Source organism: Pseudomonas sp. 10C3 (assembly GCF_036346185.1).
Classification (GTDB): domain Bacteria; phylum Pseudomonadota; class Gammaproteobacteria; order Pseudomonadales; family Pseudomonadaceae; genus Aquipseudomonas.
In genome coordinates, this window is record NZ_JASJVE010000030.1 from 1 (window position 1) to 16415 (window position 16415).

General features: G+C 57.1%; 16 protein-coding genes and 1 pseudogene. 4 read left to right on the plus strand and 13 right to left on the minus strand.

Features of this window, described 5'->3' with window-relative positions:
* The 3 genes and pseudogenes from QN399_RS22535 to norR all read left to right on the plus strand — a co-directional run.
* Positions 1-1445, plus strand: a pseudogene (locus QN399_RS22535) (hypothetical protein); the annotation flags it as partial.
* Between the two features lie 476 nt (positions 1446-1921).
* Positions 1922-2509: a hypothetical protein gene (locus tag QN399_RS22540; protein ID WP_330201692.1), complete on the plus strand. Its 588-nt coding sequence runs from the start codon at positions 1922-1924 to the stop codon at positions 2507-2509.
* Positions 2510-2680: 171 nt separating this feature from the next.
* Positions 2681-4231, plus strand: a complete 1551-nt coding sequence (gene norR, locus QN399_RS22545; protein WP_322215726.1) for a nitric oxide reductase transcriptional regulator NorR — start codon at positions 2681-2683, stop codon at positions 4229-4231.
* A 160-nt stretch (positions 4232-4391) separates the two neighbouring features.
* Here norR and QN399_RS22550 read toward each other — a convergent pair whose 3' ends face one another.
* From QN399_RS22550 to atpD, 12 genes are all read right to left on the minus strand, one after another.
* On the minus strand, positions 4392-4925 hold the full coding sequence (locus QN399_RS22550; protein ID WP_330201693.1) for an N-acetyltransferase family protein: 534 nt from the start codon (positions 4923-4925) through the stop codon (positions 4392-4394).
* An 81-nt stretch (positions 4926-5006) separates the two neighbouring features.
* On the minus strand, positions 5007-5849 hold the full coding sequence (locus QN399_RS22555; protein WP_330201694.1) for an NAD-dependent protein deacetylase: 843 nt from the start codon (positions 5847-5849) through the stop codon (positions 5007-5009).
* Positions 5850-5873: 24 nt separating this feature from the next.
* Positions 5874-6314 carry a CBS domain-containing protein gene (locus QN399_RS22560; protein WP_322215731.1) on the minus strand — a complete coding sequence of 147 codons (441 nt, stop codon included), beginning with the start codon at positions 6312-6314 and terminating at the stop codon, positions 5874-5876.
* A gap of 135 nt (positions 6315-6449) precedes the next feature.
* On the minus strand, positions 6450-7328 hold the full coding sequence (locus QN399_RS22565; protein ID WP_322179659.1) for a F0F1 ATP synthase subunit gamma: 879 nt from the start codon (positions 7326-7328) through the stop codon (positions 6450-6452).
* Complete coding sequence (locus QN399_RS22570) at positions 7325-8872, minus strand: alternate F1F0 ATPase, F1 subunit alpha (protein WP_330201695.1); 1548 nt, start codon at positions 8870-8872, stop codon at positions 7325-7327. Before QN399_RS22570 ends, QN399_RS22565 begins: the two co-directional genes overlap by 4 nt.
* Positions 8869-9687: a F0F1 ATP synthase subunit B gene (locus QN399_RS22575; RefSeq protein WP_330201696.1), complete on the minus strand. Its 819-nt coding sequence runs from the start codon at positions 9685-9687 to the stop codon at positions 8869-8871. Before QN399_RS22575 ends, QN399_RS22570 begins: the two co-directional genes overlap by 4 nt.
* A 3-nt stretch (positions 9688-9690) precedes the next feature.
* On the minus strand, positions 9691-9972 hold the full coding sequence (locus QN399_RS22580; protein WP_219060682.1) for a F0F1 ATP synthase subunit C: 282 nt from the start codon (positions 9970-9972) through the stop codon (positions 9691-9693).
* Positions 9973-9990: 18 nt separating this feature from the next.
* Entirely contained in the window at positions 9991-10692 is a 702-nt protein-coding gene (locus tag QN399_RS22585) for a F0F1 ATP synthase subunit A (protein WP_322215739.1), read from the minus strand.
* The gene (locus tag QN399_RS22590) at positions 10682-10981 is read right to left on the minus strand and encodes an ATP synthase subunit I (protein ID WP_322179655.1); all 300 of its coding nucleotides are present in this window, start codon (positions 10979-10981) and stop codon (positions 10682-10684) included. Before QN399_RS22590 ends, QN399_RS22585 begins: the two co-directional genes overlap by 11 nt.
* A complete protein-coding gene (locus tag QN399_RS22595) occupies positions 10974-11309 on the minus strand; it encodes an AtpZ/AtpI family protein (protein ID WP_322179654.1) in 336 nt (111 codons plus the stop codon). The genes QN399_RS22590 and QN399_RS22595 overlap by 8 nt, the downstream gene beginning before the upstream one ends.
* The gene (locus QN399_RS22600; RefSeq protein WP_322179653.1) at positions 11302-11691 is read right to left on the minus strand and encodes a F0F1 ATP synthase subunit epsilon; all 390 of its coding nucleotides are present in this window, start codon (positions 11689-11691) and stop codon (positions 11302-11304) included. Before QN399_RS22600 ends, QN399_RS22595 begins: the two co-directional genes overlap by 8 nt.
* The gene (gene atpD, locus QN399_RS22605) at positions 11681-13120 is read right to left on the minus strand and encodes a F0F1 ATP synthase subunit beta (protein ID WP_322179652.1); all 1440 of its coding nucleotides are present in this window, start codon (positions 13118-13120) and stop codon (positions 11681-11683) included. Before atpD ends, QN399_RS22600 begins: the two co-directional genes overlap by 11 nt.
* 381 nt (positions 13121-13501) lie before the next feature.
* On the opposite strand from atpD, the gene QN399_RS22610 reads away from it, so the two are divergent.
* Complete coding sequence (locus QN399_RS22610; protein ID WP_322182730.1) at positions 13502-14521, plus strand: branched-chain amino acid aminotransferase; 1020 nt, start codon at positions 13502-13504, stop codon at positions 14519-14521.
* Positions 14522-14664: 143 nt separating this feature from the next.
* Here the strand turns inward: QN399_RS22610 and QN399_RS22615 are convergent, their stop codons facing one another.
* On the minus strand, positions 14665-16230 hold the full coding sequence (locus QN399_RS22615) for a PAS domain-containing methyl-accepting chemotaxis protein (RefSeq protein ID WP_330201697.1): 1566 nt from the start codon (positions 16228-16230) through the stop codon (positions 14665-14667).
* Positions 16231-16415 lie beyond the last annotated feature (185 nt).

Consider the following 16415-nt stretch of genomic DNA (forward strand, 5'->3'; position numbering starts at 1 on the left):
ACTATCGAGGCCCCTCCGGGTTGTCGAACGTTGGCCAGGAGCATTACCGCACCGGAGGCGACCTGCGAGCCAATACCGTCGTCATCGCCATGCCCCGCGATCATCGGATGGCGCGACTGATCAGCGGAGTGAACCAACGGGTCAATGCGGCGTGGCAACTGAATATGGCCGAGCAGGTCACCACCAAGGGAACGGCCATACAGGATGCGGTGAAGAGCCGGAATGCATTGCAGAGCGAGTGGATGTATCGGGCGCTGAACTCGACGCCGTTTGCGGCGGCGGTGGGGATGTTGGAGTTGTGGAATTTGAGGAGTGAGTGGAACAGTCGAGAACTGGCCTATAGAGAGAAGGGTGGGGTCAGGGTTGGATTAGGTCTATTAGGCGCTGGAGCTGATTTAACAATTGCGATGGAAGCTTTAACCGTAAAGCTAGTAGGTAGCGAATCTGTTCTAGCCGCAGCTCGCAAGACGCTATTCACTATTTCCGAAACCTCAGTAGAGCGAGTTCTTGGCCCATTGAGTAAGCACTTCTTGAAGGAGTTTACAGGGCGCTTGCTCGCTCAGATCGGTGCAGGATCGATTTTTGTCGGCCTCAACCTCTACGACGCCTGGCATGCCTATCAATGGGGAGACGATGCCATGTGGGGTCATCTGCTGATGGCTGCGGGTGGCTTGACCGGCATTGCCAGCACCTTGATGGTCGGTGGCGCCACCTTCCTTGGCTTAGGCCCAATGGGCTGGATCACGTTGATAGCGATCAGCGTTGGCGTAGGCATCGTTTACTGGCTGAGTGCTTCACCCATCGAAGACTGGCTCCGCGCGGGTCCATTCGGGCCTGACAGTGGCCGAATTTCACACCTGCAAGACCCAGAGCAAGCCTTCTACTACCTGGTCAGTTTATTCGCCGACATTCGGATCACTGTTGAGCACAACCCGGAATACACACTCCCCGCCTACCACCAAGAATGGAATCCGGTGCCCGTTGAGGTACGCAGAGCGGATACCTGCATCCGCATCGAGAGCAACTTGCCCGGCCTGCTGACCGGGCTTGGTGACCTCAGCCTCACGGTCTCGTGCGCGATGCTGAAAGTGCGCAGACTTCATGACCGCTTGAATGGGCAGACTCACGAGGAAACCCAGCTATTCCCCGAGGCGAAGCCCAATGCCTACCGGCGATTGCCCGATGCCTTGGAGATATTCGTCGAGACCCCCCTGAACACGCGCATCGAAGCCTCGCACTCGAACGACTCCGTGTCGGTACACGCTGTATGGAAGGTCCGCGCCCAACTGATAGTGACCGATGGCAGTTCAACCTGGGTGTTCCCTGCACCAATGCCAAAAGACCCTACGCCCTTTGGCCCGGCTCACGCCAAACCGAACTTTGAGAAAGTCGAACAGCTGTTCTGGGCCGATGAAACCACCCATAAAGCGCGGAGCGGCGAATGACGGCCATGAACTCAACTTATTACGCGCCTACAGCCTACCGCTCTGATCAGATTCCCAGCCAACCGCCTTCGGCAGAACGGTCGTGGATCCGACATTTTGCCAAGGTGCGGTTGCCGTGGGGCATGACGCAAGAGGTTGCCCCTGACAATCTCATGACCGGAAGAAAACCAGCCACCCTTCGTCGCCAAGAACTTTTATTAAGGGAGAGGGAAGAGAAACGGGTATTGGGTACTTACATTCCAGCCCTCTATGAACACGTGGACTTTCATCACCGAGAAGACCATGAGCGCTTCAGATTTGCTTTGTGGTCTAGACGTTCGCACTTCTGGATATACATATATGGAGGAGGGAAATTTTTTACTTGGTTTATGATCCCTTTAATCCTATTTGCTTACGTTGGCATAATCACTATTGATACGGGAAAAAGCTGGGAGCACACCTCAATAGAGTTCCTTCCTTTCGTATGTTTTTTTGTTTTGCTTCCCGCCGGTTGCTGGGCACTCGCCTCACTAGTCATCCGCTACCTCCCTAAACTCTGGGTCAAACCTTCCCGAGGCCCGATCTGGGAGATCAACCGTCGCACGGGCCTTGTCACGCTGTTCGATTACAACAACAACGGCGAATACAAAAAGAACGGCACTATCGGTGAACTGACCGCGCCGTTCTATGAGTTCGACGCCTATATCGCCACGACCCCGGACCGTCAGGGCCTGCCGATGAATGTGCTGTACATCGCCCACCGCTATCGCGACATCGTCATCAACTTCGGCGCGCTGGTTCCGCCGGGCGCTGGCGAGTTGTGCTGTGCCCTGTGGGATTTTCTGCAGAACTACATGGACACCAACCGCCCGTTGCCCGACTTGCCGCGCTACGAAGAATTCCGCCACCTCGACCCTGTGACGGCCCAATACGACCGCGAAGTCGGCCGTAATCCACGGTTGTGGATCGACATGGATGACGAAACGTTTGAAGGGGCTCTCTACCACATGCGTGGCCAGATCGATCAGATCGACACCTTCCGCCGCCCTAATCTGATGGCGCGGTATGTGGAGTATGTCGACTGAGTGAGCACCGTCAGGCGGTTCATCCAGGTAACCTAACGTGGTAGGTTGTGCGGCTGGCGCAGAGTCATGCTGGTATTAAAATTTAAAGTCGTTTTAAAACAGTAGTTTAAAATTTATTCGAGTCATTTTGATAGCGTGACGATAAGTCGTAATGACCACAATGGAGTCGTAATGACTAACCCTTTACTGTTGGCACTGGTGCCGCTGGTCGCCGATCTTTCCCGCGAATTGCCGGATGATGAGCGCTATCGACGCCTGCTGCGCGCCCTGCGTCAGATACTGCCGTGCGATGCGGTGGCGCTCCTCAAGCTTGAGGGCGATGTGCTGATTCCGTTGTCGGTAGAAGGGTTGAGTCCGGACACGTTGGGCCGACGATTCAAGGTTGAGGAGCATCCTCGGCTCAAGCTTCTTCTTGAAAGCCGTGGCCCGACCCGGTTTTCCACGGATTGCGGCTTGCCTGACCCTTACGACGGTTTGGTCGAGGGTCATCAGGGGCATCTGGAAGTCCACGATTGCCTTGGCTGTCCGCTGTACCTCCAGGACAAACCCTGGGGCCTGATTACCCTGGATGCGCTGGACCCGTCGAGCTTTGGCAAGGTCGATCTGGACAATCTCGAAGCCTTCGCCAGCCTGGCTGCGGCGACAGTGATGGCCAGTGAGCGGATCAATCAGCTGGCGCGCAGCTTTGAGGATCAGCGCCAGTTGGCTGAGGTCTACAAGCGTGCGGCAGGCGGACGTCGGCCGCGTGAGCTGATTGGTCAGAGCCCTGTTCACAAAGGCATGCTGCAAGAGATTCAACTGGTGGGCAACAGCGCGTTGTCGGTATTGATCACTGGGGAAACCGGCGTGGGTAAAGAGCTGGTGGCGGAAGCCATTCACCTGCATTCGCCACGGGCGCAAAAACCCCTGATCAGCCTCAATTGCGCGGCGTTGCCTGAGCTGCTGGTCGAGAGTGAGTTGTTCGGGCATGTCAAAGGCGCTTTTTCTGGCGCTGTCAGTGGGCGCGGCGGTAAGTTCGAACTGGCCGACGGTGGCACGATATTCCTCGACGAGGTTGGCGAGTTGCCGCTTCCGGTTCAAGCAAAGTTGCTCAGGGTGTTGCAGAGTGGCCAGTTGCAGCGCGTCGGTTCCGATCAGGAGCATCATGTCGACGTGCGAATCATTGCCGCCACCAACCGTGATCTCGCCGAAGAGGTGCGCGCCGGTCGTTTTCGTGCAGACCTCTATCATCGGCTGAGTGTCTACCCGTTACGGGTGCCGCCATTGCGTGAACGAGGGCGGGATGTGCTCCTGCTGGCGGGGTTTTTTCTTGAAGAAAACCGTGCGCGCATGGGGCTGCGCAGCTTGCGCATGAACCAGGATGCTCAAAAACTGTTGGTGAGCTATTCCTGGCCGGGCAACGTCCGCGAGCTGGAGCATTTGATCAGCCGCGCTACGCTAAAGGCCTTATCCAGTCACGTCGAGCGTCCGCGTATCCTCACCATTGATGCCTATGCGCTGGGCCTGGACGAGAAAGTTCCGATGGTTGAACCGGTCACGATTGGTGACGCGCCCAAGGTCAAGGATGGCGAGGGTTTGAAAGCCTCGGTCGATGCTTATCAGAAAGTACTGATCAGTGACGCGTTGATCCGGCATGAGGGAAAATGGGTCGATGTCGCCCGTGAACTCGGTCTGGATCGTGCCAACTTGAGTCGCTTGGCCAGGCGACTCGGGATTCGTTGAGGTATGCCGTCAGGCACCAACGCCGCCAGCAGGGGAGGTACTAAGCAGATCAATCGCGTTGAGGCTTCCTTGGGCAGTTGACCAGGCGGGGATGCTGCTGGAACTTTAGCTCAGATTGAAGCGGTCGATACTCATCCCTTATTTGCCCAAGGCAATCGTTTTAAACCGGCGGCAGACTCAGTGAGCCGTCGCCCAGCGAACGCTGCATCAGCACTGTATCAACCCAACGACCATGCTTGAAGCCGACCGACTCAAAGACGCCTACCCGATGGAAGCCGAGCCGCTCATGCAAACGAATTGATGCATGGTTTTGGCTATCGCCGATGATCGCGATCATCTGCCGCCAATCGCTTCGAATACAGCGATCAATGAGTTCGCCGAGCAATGTCAGGCCAATGCCGTGGCCTCCCAATCCGTCGCGGACATAGACCGAATCCTCGACTGTAAAGCGGTAGGCAGGACGCGGTCGGTAAAGTGTTGCGTAGCCATAACCGACCACCTCTCCAGCCAGTTCTGCGACCAGATATGGCAACCCTTTTGCTAGAATATCGGCGCGCCGGTCGATCATTTGAGCCACGCTGGGGGCTTCCAGTTCAAAGCTGGCGATACCGCCGATGACGTGCTGCGCGTAGATGCTCTGCACCGCTGACATGTCGTCTTCGCAGGCATCACGCACGATCGGAATGGGGTTCATGTTCACTTCTCGTCTTATTCAATGATGGGCTAAGCCTGACTGTCGATACACGCTGGCGAATCCTCGACCGCCAGCGATGCCTCAATCCCTCAAGCGCTCAACCAGTAGGGGCAATAGCTGTTCGCAGGACGCTTCGATTTTCAGGTCCAGAAAATCGTCAGCGCGGGTTTTGCCGAAGTTGATAGCGATCAGCGGCTTGTGCTGTTCAGCCATCGCGCGGCACAAGCGAAAGGCCGAGTAGGCCATCAACGAAGAGCCCACCACCAGCAATCCTTGTGCCTGCTCGACATGCTGTGTGGCCTTGGCTGCGGTGGCCTGGGCGACGTTTTCGCCAAAAAAAACCACGTCCGGTTTTAACCGCTCACCGCTGCAGGAAGGGCAGCGGGGGATCTGGAAGCGCGCTTCGAAGGCCGGGTCCAGCAGCGTATCGCCGTCGGGTGCCTGGGTGGCATCGACCCCCGACAGGTAGGGGTTTTCCGCTTCCATGACGAGCTGGATCGTCTGACGATCAGCACGCTGGTCGCAATCCAGGCACACCACCCGGTGCAGGCTGCCATGCAGCTCAATCACTTCGTGACTGCCCGCCTGATCATGCAGCGTGTCGACGTTTTGGGTGATGAGTCCGGCGATAAGCTGCTTCGTTTGCAACGTTGCCAGCGCTTCATGGGCAGCGTTTGGCCGAGCTTGCCGGATGCGTGGCCAGCCCAGCATCGCACGGGCCCAATAGCGCCGCCGCGCTGCCGGCGTACCGAGAAACTCTTGGTACATCATGGGGGCTTTGCCTCGACGGACACCCTCGCTGTCACGGTAGTCCGGAATACCGGACGGGGTGCTGATGCCCGCGCCCGTCAGGACCAAAAACTGCTTGTTGACCATCAGTTGGTAGAGCATCTCGAGACGGTCGCTGACCTGCCTATCGATCATGTTGAAATCTCCGATAAGGTCAGCTTAATCACCGCGAATGTACTGCTCCAGTTGCTGTATCAGGTCAGCCTGCTCGGCAATGGCTTCTTTAACCAGGTCGCCAATGGACAGCAAACCCAGCAGTTTTCCCTCTTCGACAACCGGCAAGTGGCGCAGGTGTCTATCGGTCATGATGCCCATGCAGGTGTCGATGCTTTGATGCGAATCCACGGTCAATACAGGCGTACTCATGATCTCGCTGACGGACGTGCCCTCCGAGGACCGTCCCTGGAGGACGACCTTGCGCGCATAGTCGCGCTCGCTGATAACGCCTACCACTTGGCCGTTCTCCATCACGGGTAGAGCACCGACATTTTTATCGGCCATCACCTTGAGCGCTTCCAGAACCTTTTGGTCAGGGGCGATGGTGTGAACTTGCTGGTTTTGCTTGGCTTTCAACTTCAGCAGTTGCGCAACGGTCTTCATGCGAGCCTCTCCAGTGTTGTTTTTGGGGTGGCCGCGAACCGGCCTGACAGGGTCATACAGAATCGTAGAGAGAAGCTTGCAGGGCAAGGACTAAAACGGCATGCACACGACGGGAAAACGTCATCCGGGCTGCTCTCAAGACTTGCTCAGCGCTTCAAAGCCTGAAATGACATCAAATAACTCTTCGTCAATAGCGCTTTGGCGCAGACGATGGAAGTCCCGGTTGAGATCCTCCAACAGCTCGCCGATGTTTTTCTCGGCGCGCTGCATGGCCGCAAGACGGCTGGCATTTTCGCTGGCCAGCGATTCGGCGCAGGCTCGAAACAGTGAGACAAAAAGATACTCGCGGATTAGCGCCGGGAGGGTTTGGTCTGTGCCATTCATCACTTCGGGTCGATTTTTGGACGGCCAGTGATTGGCTGCCAGATTACGCCGCCACGTTTCGTCCAGCGGCAATAGTCGCTGGCTTACGGGTGCATAAATCGCACCTGACTGTGGACGGTTGTGGAACAGGTACACCTGAGAGATCTCGCCCTGTTCGCGGCGGGTTTGCATTTCGAGCAAAATCTGCCCGACCAGAGGTGTAATCGCAGTGATGGAACTGGGCAGAACGAAGCTTTGGCCCAAGTGTAAATCGCTGTCTGTCAGGCGTGACTGAATACGTTCGCCGACCGCCCAGACTCTTTTATCCCCTGGCAGTTTGCCTAGCGCATCGATGACGAACTCGACCAGAACATCGTTGAATTGGCCGACCAATCCCTGGTCGGAACCGAAGACGATAACCCCAATCCCTTCCTTCTTTTTCTGTACGCCCCCTTGGTCGGCGGTCGCCTGGCGCTGGAAACAGGCCATCAGGCCCAACTGTACAGTGCGATAGTAATCATTCAGTGAGCTGACCGCGTTTTCATACTGACCGATGTTCGATGCCGCCATTGCTTTCATTGTGCGCACAACGGATTCGAGGTCTGCGGCACCGGTGATTTTACGACGCAGGTTGGCGGGGGTGTCGCTCACGGCGCACTCCCGGAGTCTGCCGGGGCTTGCAAGTGCGCCAAGGCATTGCGCGCGATCTGAATAATCGCAGCCCGGTCGGCGTCACTCAGTTTCTCATCTCCATTGAAACGTGATCTGACCTCGACCGGGATGGCCCCTGTAGCCTCACACACTGCCTGCTCGGCCTGGACCATCTGTTCAAGCGGCACTTTATCGAAGCATCCCGCGGTCAACGCCAGCAGAACCGCAATTTGCTCGGGCACCGACAACGGTGCGAATTCCTGTTGTTTGAGACAGGCCCGGATCCGCAGTCCATGCGCGATCAGTTGGCGAGAGTCTTCATCGAGCCGGGCGCCGAAACGGGAAAAAGTTTCAAGCTCCTCGAACTGGGCATAGGCCAGTTTGAGGTCGCCGGCCACGGCTCGATAGACGCCCCGTTGCGCCTTGCCGCCCACGCGGGAAACCGATTTGCCGACATCGACTGCCGGCAGCACGCCGAGTTCGAAGAGCGCTGGAGAGAGGTAGATCTGCCCGTCGGTTATGGAGATCAGATTCGTCGGGATGTAGGCGGAAATGTCCTGTGCTTCGGTTTCGATGATGGGTAAAGCCGTCAGGGAACCACCGCCGAGCTCGGGGCGCAAATGAGTCGCACGCTCCAGTAAGCGCGAGTGAATGTAAAAAATATCGCCAGGGAACGCCTCGCGACCGGGTGGCCTGCGCAGCAGCAGAGAGAGTTCACGGTAGGCGCGAGCGTGGTGGGTCAGGTCGTCGTAGACCAGCAGAACGTCGCGTCCCTGCTCCATGAAGTACTCGGCAATGCTGGTCGCAGCATACGGCGCAACGTAGGCGAGGCCTGGCGGATCGTTGCCTTCGGTGACCACTACCACGGTATACGCCAGTGCACCTTGTTCACGCAGGGTAGCGATCACTTTGGCGACGCCGGAGGCACGTTGGCCGATGGAGCAGTACACGCACAGAACATTCTGATCGTGCTGATTGAGGATGGTCTCCAGGGCAATCGCGGTTTTGCCGGTTTGCCGATCACCCAGGATCAGCTCGCGCTGACCGCGTCCGACCGGGATCAGTGCGTCAATCACCTTGATGCCGGTTTGCAGGGGGGCGGTAACCGGTGCCCGATCCATGATGTGCGCGGCTGGCCGCTCAATCGGTAGCCGGGCGCTGGACAATAGGGGGCCCAGACCGTCCAGCGGCTGACCCGTAGGGTCGATGATACGACCGATCAGGCCATCGCCGACCGGTACGTCCACCACATGGCCACAGCGCTCGACCTCATCGCCAGTGTGCAGTTGCGAGTAGTCACCGAGCAGCACGACGCCGATTTCGTTCTCGTCGATATTGAAGGCGATGCCATGGATATCGCCTGGGAACTTCACCAGTTCCTCGAAACCGACACCGGGCAATCCGGAGACCTTGGCGATGCCAGACGCAATGCTGGTGACCCGACCGACTTCTGTTGTCTTCAACTGATGGACAAAGCCTTCCCGCGCTTCACCCATGACAGTAAAGGCAGTCGCAAAGACATCCTGAAGGCGCTCGATGCTCATGTGACTTGCCCTTCTTTCAGGAGGGGGGCCGTCACCTCCGGCCGGGCGTAGACCTGCTCCGTCGTGTCCAGCAGTTCGCTGATGCCCTTTTCCATGGACGCCAGATACTCCGCGATACTCCAGGCTACCTTTTGCCCGGCTGCGCTGAGTTCGATACCGCTCACCAAGTCCGGGGCGGTCTCGAAGTGAACGTCAGCGCTCACTGCCAGGAGCGTGTTGATGGCTGCTTGCGTGGCAGTGCGTTGCGCCTCTGGTAACTCGAAAGCGCTACGCACGATGACCGGTTCTGCCGATGCCTTTAGCGCTACCACCAAGCCTTGCTTTTCCTCAGCGTTCAACGTACTCAGACGGTTGACGAAGGTGTCGACCATGCGCTCTTCCAGGGTCGTCCCGGCCAAGTCTTTCAGGGTCTTGCGAGCAATGGCAAAAACTTCTTTCTGAGTGCGCCGCCCCAGTTCGTCATGCAGGCGGCGAGCTTCGCTCTGCAGGGTTTCCAGATGTTTGGCACTCAAGGCCGTGGCGGCCTGGTGTGCGTCATCGAGAAGGCGCTGGCGCTCTACATTCGCCGCGGCTGTTGCCTGTTGCAACAGCGCAGCCCGTTCCTTGTCGAACATCGCGTTTTTTTGCAGAAACTCATCGCGCTCCTTGTTGGCCTCGGCTTCTTTCGCCTCGGCATCCGCCAATTGCGCCGCAATACGCTGCTCTCGCGCATCGATAGCCGCAAGGATCGGGTGATAAAGGAAGCGCTTCAACAACCACATCAGGATGAGAAAGTTGAGCGCTTGAGCGCCGACAGTGAACCAATCGATGAGCATGATCTATTTTCCGGCGACCTGGGCGATGGCGTGATTCCAGAACGGATTGGCGAACAGAAGAATCATCGACACCACGAAGCAGTAAATCGCCACTGACTCGACCATGGCCAGGCCAACAAACAGCGTTCGGGTAATGGTCGCGGCAGCATCGGGTTGTTGCGCCAACGACGTTAACGCCGTCGCCACTGCACGTCCTTCACCAAGTGCGGGGCCAATACTGCCGATGGCGATGGTCAGCCCTGCAGTGATGATGGAAACCACTGCAATAATCGTCATGCTATCCATGGTAATTCCTTCCTGAGTTCAAGTTGTCGAGTCGGAGATGGAGTCTGGCGCGGGCGGGCGTGATCGTGTCGCTGCCGCGATGTAAACCGCTGCCAGAATGCTGAAAATGTAGGCCTGAACCATGCCGGTCAATAACCCAAGCGCACTGAGGGCGATGGGAAAGAGGAAGGGGGTGATGGTTAGCAGGATGGCGAGAATCATCGCGCCGCTCATCATGTTGCCAAACAGACGGGCAGCCAGTGCCAACGTGCGCGAGAGTTCGCTGACGATGTTGAAGGGCAGCATGATGAAGGTTGGCTTCGTATAGGCGCGCAAGTACTCGCCCAGACCGCAATCGGCGATGCCAAACAGGGGCACTGCGATAAACACGCAGATTGCCAACGCAGTTGTCGTCGACAGCGATCCGGTGGGTGGCTCATACCCAGGCACGATCGTAAATAAAGTGGCACTCGCCACAAACAGAAACAGCGTCCCGACAAATCCAAGGTATTTACGTGGCTGGAGGAGGCCAACCTCACCTAACTGCGTGGTAATGCCGGTGACGATGATTTCCAGCAAATTCTGCCAGCCGCTGCGCTCCAATCCACGGGACAGCCGGCGGGTCACCAGTTTTGAACCCAGCGCGAGGAATAGCATCAGCGCCCATGTAAAGGCGATAGTGGCGTTGATCTTGAAAAAGCCGTATTGCCAGAAAATGACGTCGTCCGGGCTAAGGTGCATGGCTGTCCTCCGCGAAAGGCAGGGTTGGCCGAGTCAGTCGCGTAACAAAAAAGCGGGCCACGGTAAACCCGAGCAACGCGACCAGCCAGCGCTGCCAGTCACCGTCGCAGGCAAAATAGAAACCGACCAGCACGACGCCGGTTCGCAGGAGCAGGCTGGCGAAAAACCAGAGCGCTGCCCAACGCGATGACGCTGCCTGACGAACCGTCCACCAAAGGCCACCGAAAAAGAACGCACCGAGCACAACGCCCACCGCAAATGCCGGGACCAGACTCAACATGTCACTCATCCTTATCAGACTCCTGATCGCGAATTTCCCGACCTTCTTTGGCAACCCAATGCCATGCATTGAAGCAACCGAGGCCTAGCCCCAGAGCCAGCAGCGCAAGTGTCCACGAGTGGCTGCCTGGATAGTGCTTATCTAGCCAAAAACCCAACGCGGCGCCGAGCAGCGTCGGGAGGGTCACCGACCAGCCGATCAGGCCCATCATGCCAAGACCGGACCAGACCGTTTGATTAACCTGGCGCTGCGCCTTGAGCTTGCGCGCTGCTTTAACACCGATCTGCTCGCTGAACGCCTTGCCCTTGGCGGGCTTCTTTTCTTCGCGGTCACTCATGATGCATGGCCGCGAAACGGGTAATGAAACCGCCCTCCAGCTTCGCCAGGACCGAACGTACACTGCGCTCCTGCTCATCCAGATTGAGGAACTCCTGCTCGACGGCCTTGTGCAGTTCACCCAGGTCCGTGCCGCCAATGGCGTTACGCACGGAAATGAGGACGTCGCGCCCGGTTTTGACCAATACCCCCTCATCGACCGCCACACATACTTCGCCCTCGGTCGCAGTTTCATAAATGAGAATGCCCGGTGCAAGAGCTGCCACACAGTCCAGCCGCTGGGGCAACAGGCCGAAAGAGCCATTGTGGGATTCGGCGACAATACGCAGTACGTCGACCTTCTCGGCGAAGACCTTGAAGGGCAGCAGAATTTTAAGTTTCATGTGGGTTGACGGCATTTTTAGCCTCCGTTGCAGGCTCGGGGCTGGTTTTGCCCCGCGCTTCGTCAATGCTCCCTATCATGTACAGGGCACTTTCCGGGACGTCCTTGAACTCATCGCGCAGAATGCGCTCGCAGCCGTCCAGGGCGTCCTCGAGGCTGACCCACTTGCCTGCAAGACCGGTAAATTGCTCGGTGGTAAAAAACGGCTGAGTGAGGAAGCGTTCCAGCCGCCGGGCACGGGCAACCACCTTGCGATCCTCGGTCGACAGCTGTTCCAGACCGAGCATGGCAATAATGTCTCTCAGGTCGGCGTATTGCGCCAGTGTGCGGCGGATCTCTTGAGCCAGCGCATAGTGCCGCTCGCCGATGACCCCGGGCGTGGCCATTTTCGAGTTCGACAGCAGCGGATCGATGGCCGGGTACAAACCCTCACTGGCCCGCTTGCGAGACAGCACGATGGAGGCGGAGAGGTGGGAAAAGGTATGCACGGCGGCGGGATCGGTAAAGTCATCAGCCGGCACATAGACCGCCTGAATCGAGGTGATGGCGCCGGTATCGGTGTTGGCGATGCGCTCTTCCAGTTGCGACAGTTCGGTGCCCATGGTCGGCTGATACCCCAGGCGCGAGGGCATCTGGCCCATCAGCCCGGAAATCTCCATGCCCGCCTGGATAAAACGAAAAATGTTATCGACCAGCAGCAACACGTCACGGTGCTCGTCGTCGCGGAAATACTCGGCCATGGTCAAGGCCGCGTGGCCGACCCGAAAACGCGCGCCCGGAGGTTCGTTCATCTGTCCGAAGATCATCACCATGTTCTCCAGGACGCCTGCTGCCTTCATGTCGCGGTAGAGTTCCTCGCCTTCGCGGCAGCGCTCTCCGATGCCGCAAAAGATACTGACGCCTTCGGTCTGCCCCACCATGTTGTGAATCATCTCGGTCAACAGCACAGTCTTGCCGACGCCAGCCCCACCGAACAGCCCGGCCTTGCCACCACGCTCCAGCGGCATCAACACATCAATGACCTTGATCCCCGTTGCGAATACTTCGGTTTTGGTCGAGCGATTGGCCAGTGAAGGTGGCGCGCGATGGACGCTGCGCCAGCCAACCTGAGGCGCGGGCAGACGGTCGATGGCATTGCCAAAGACGTCGAACATGCGTGACAGAATTTCCTTGCCTACGGGGGCAAGCAAGGGCCCGCCGCTGTCCTCGACCCGCATGCCGCGAGCGAGACCTTGTGTCGGCGTCAGGGCGATGCCGCGTACACGATGAGCATCCAGTTGCTCCATCACTTCGATGATGATTTTGCCTTCGGCCCCAGTGTGCAGCAGGGAATGGATCGGAGGCAGATGGGCTTCGAAGCGTATATCAACGACGCTGCCACGCACCGAAGCAACCACGCCTGTATTCGATAAGCAGGCATTGCTTGTCATGCGAGCCCCTTATTTCCGTTGTCAGCCGAGTAGGGCACCGGGAAATCTCATTCTGAAAGGCTGCGCTGGGCATTTCTTGCCGCGTGCGCAATTCCCCAGATAACCCAGTAAGGGTCTATATTGGCCCCAATAAATCCAGGGTGCATAGACCCTGATCAAGGATCGGGCGAAAAATATCCACCGGGCACCCGGTGGACGTCGCTCAACGTTCGACCGGCTGGCGTTCGGTCAGGCTTGAATTCGGCCTCCCGACAGGCGGTAAAAAAACAAGAGTATTTTCGTTCAGGCTGCGATAAATGCGTGAATAAAGTATTGTTGTTCGCATCAGCACGATGTCAGAAGCCTGGGGTGTTCAGGCGTTGTTAAATGATCGAGGGTGTCATGGGTTACGAAAGCATAAAGTGGGACAAGCTGGGATTCGATTACATCAAGACAGATCTGCGCTATTTGTCTTACTGGCGCAACGGTGCCTGGCAGGAAGGCACCCTGACAGAAGACAACGTGTTGCACATCAGCGAAGGCTCGACAGCCCTTCACTACGGTCAGCAGTGCTTCGAAGGGCTCAAGGCGTATCGCTGCAAGGACGGGTCGATCAATCTGTTCCGCCCCGACCAGAACGCGCTACGCATGCAGCGCAGCTGTGCCAGGTTGCTGATGCCTCCTGTTCCTTCTGATGTCTTCATTGAAGCCTGCAAGCAAGTCGTGCGCGCCAACGAGCGCTTCATCCCCCCCTATGGCACAGGCGGAGCGCTATACCTGCGCCCCTTCATCATCGGGGTTGGCGATAACATTGGCGTGCGTACGGCGCCGGAGTTCATTTTTTCGATCTTCTGCATGCCGGTGGGCGCCTACTTCAAAGGCGGCTTGAAACCGAACAACTTCGTGATTTCCAGCTATGACCGGGCTGCACCCAATGGTACCGGGGCCGCCAAAGTGGGCGGTAACTACGCCGCGAGCCTGATGCCCAATTCAGAAGCCAAGAAGCATAACTTCGCCGACTGCATTTACTTGGACCCCCTAACCCATTCGAAAATTGAAGAAGTGGGGTCTGCCAACTTCTTCGCTATTACGCGCAATGATGAGTTCGTGACACCGAAGTCACCTTCGGTACTCCCTGGTATTACTCGCTTGTCGTTGATCGAGCTGGCGCAAACTCGCCTGGGCCTGAAAGTCATCGAGGGCGATGTGTTTATCGACCGCCTTGATGAGTTCAAGGAAGCCGGCGCCTGCGGTACGGCTGCGGTGATTACACCGATTGGCGGCATTGAGTACCAAGGTAAGTTGCACGTGTTCTACAGTGAAGAAGAAGTAGGGCCCGTGACTCAGCGGCTCTATAACGAACTCACGGGCGTGCAAACAGGCGATATCGAAGCGCCTGAAGGCTGGATCGTGAAAGTCTGATAACAGCCCCCTGCATACACTGTATGGGCTCATCCACCCGCATGAAGGTGGATGAGCACCGGTATCTATCGCCGGACAGTGAGGTCTGCACAGGGTGACGTCATGTTATGGAACTCTCCCAAACACAGTGTTCCTGCAACGGGTCACCGGTTAAACCGTTCAACCAGCGCGCGCAAACCACGAGATGTACTTTCCAGTTCGTTGCCACGCATCACCGCTGCATGTGCATTGTTTGCTGTTGTCTCAACGGTCCCTGCAACATTATTGATTTGCCGGGCTATATCTTCAGCGACATGGGCCTGCTCTTCTGAAGCCGCTGCCATCTGGTGACTCATGCTGCTGATGCGCTCAACGGCTTCCCGGATTCCCTGAAGTGCCTGTTGTGCCTCAATGACTTGCAGGACACCGTGATCGGCCTCGTTGATGCCCATCCGGGCAATGCTGACAGCCTCATCGGCACCCTTTTTCAGGGTTTCAATGACGTGTTGAATTTGCTGGGTTGATTCGCGAGTTTTGCCGGCCAGTGCGCGGACCTCATCGGCCACTACTGCAAAGCCCCGACCTTGTTCACCTGCTCTGGCTGCTTCAATGGCGGCGTTGAGGGCAAGCAGGTTGGTTTGGTCGGCAATGGATTGAATCATCCCTGCAGCACTCATGATCTGCTGAGTTTCGTTGGCCAGGTTATCCACGGCGTTGCTGATGTTGGTTACAGTGCTTGCCAGCAGTTGAATGGCTTCTCTAGACGTCCCGGCCACTTCGCCAGCCCGTTGAGCCAGTTCATGTGCTGTTTGTGCTTCATGTGCAGTGTGTTGCACATGACCGGACACCTCGTTGATCGACGCGGCCATTTGAGTCATGGCAGCGGCCGTCATGTCAGTTTCGGCTCTTTGCTCAAGCAAAGCCTGTTCAGTCTGGCTGGAAAGCAGTGAGGAGTGTGCCGCCGCCTCAGACACCTGGGAAGCGAGATCGCTCAGGCGCGTGAGGGCGGTCTTGAGCCGGGCGTCTTCACTGATCAGTATCATCGCCAGCTGCGCCGACGGGCCATAGGCGTCGCTATAGGTGAGCGCACTCACCGGGTCTGTAAACGCGTCGGGTGCACTTTCAATGATGTGCTTTAGTTGGCGCCCGATCCGTTTATATGACCACACACCTACGATTAAAAATAACCCGGCGGTCGCGGCCTGGGCGACCGGATTGGGCAGGTAGTTAGTAGCGCCAATAGCGAGAACAGCCGCTATTGCGGGGAAAAGCATTTGCCCGGCAAAAGCAGCCAGGTGATGTTTTGTGGACACGGCATTTTTACCGGCACGCAAACGCTCGTACAGCCGATGTGCTCGGTCTATCTGCTGTCGGGTCGGCTTGACCCTGACGGACTCGTAGCCGACTAACTTGCCCTCTTCAAAAATGGGGGTTACGTACGCGCTGACCCAATAAAAATCTCCGTTCTTACAGCGATTTTTTACAACACCCATCCAGCTTTTTCCCGCTTTCAAATAACGCCACATCAGCGCAAAAACAGCAGGTGGCATGTCGGGGTGACGCACCAGGTTGTGAGGGCTGCCGATCAGCTCTTGTTGAGAGTAACCGCTTATCTGGGCGAACTCGCTGTTGCAATAGGTGATTTTTCCGCTGGTATCAGTCGCTGAAATCAGGCGTTGTTGAGCCGGAAATATTTGCTCGACAGCAGTGGTAGTACGGGCAGTTCGCAAGGTAAATATGTCCTGAAGAGTTAATGTTTAATGATGTAAAGCCATACGAGTTATGGGTTATTCCCTAACGATGGCTCATGCTAAATCAAGGGCGTAATGATAGTGCGGAGGCCTATTGATTTCAGGTGTGGGTGATAGCAGTTAGCCTCTACGCTTATCAACTATAAAACATGCGCGTGCAGTGA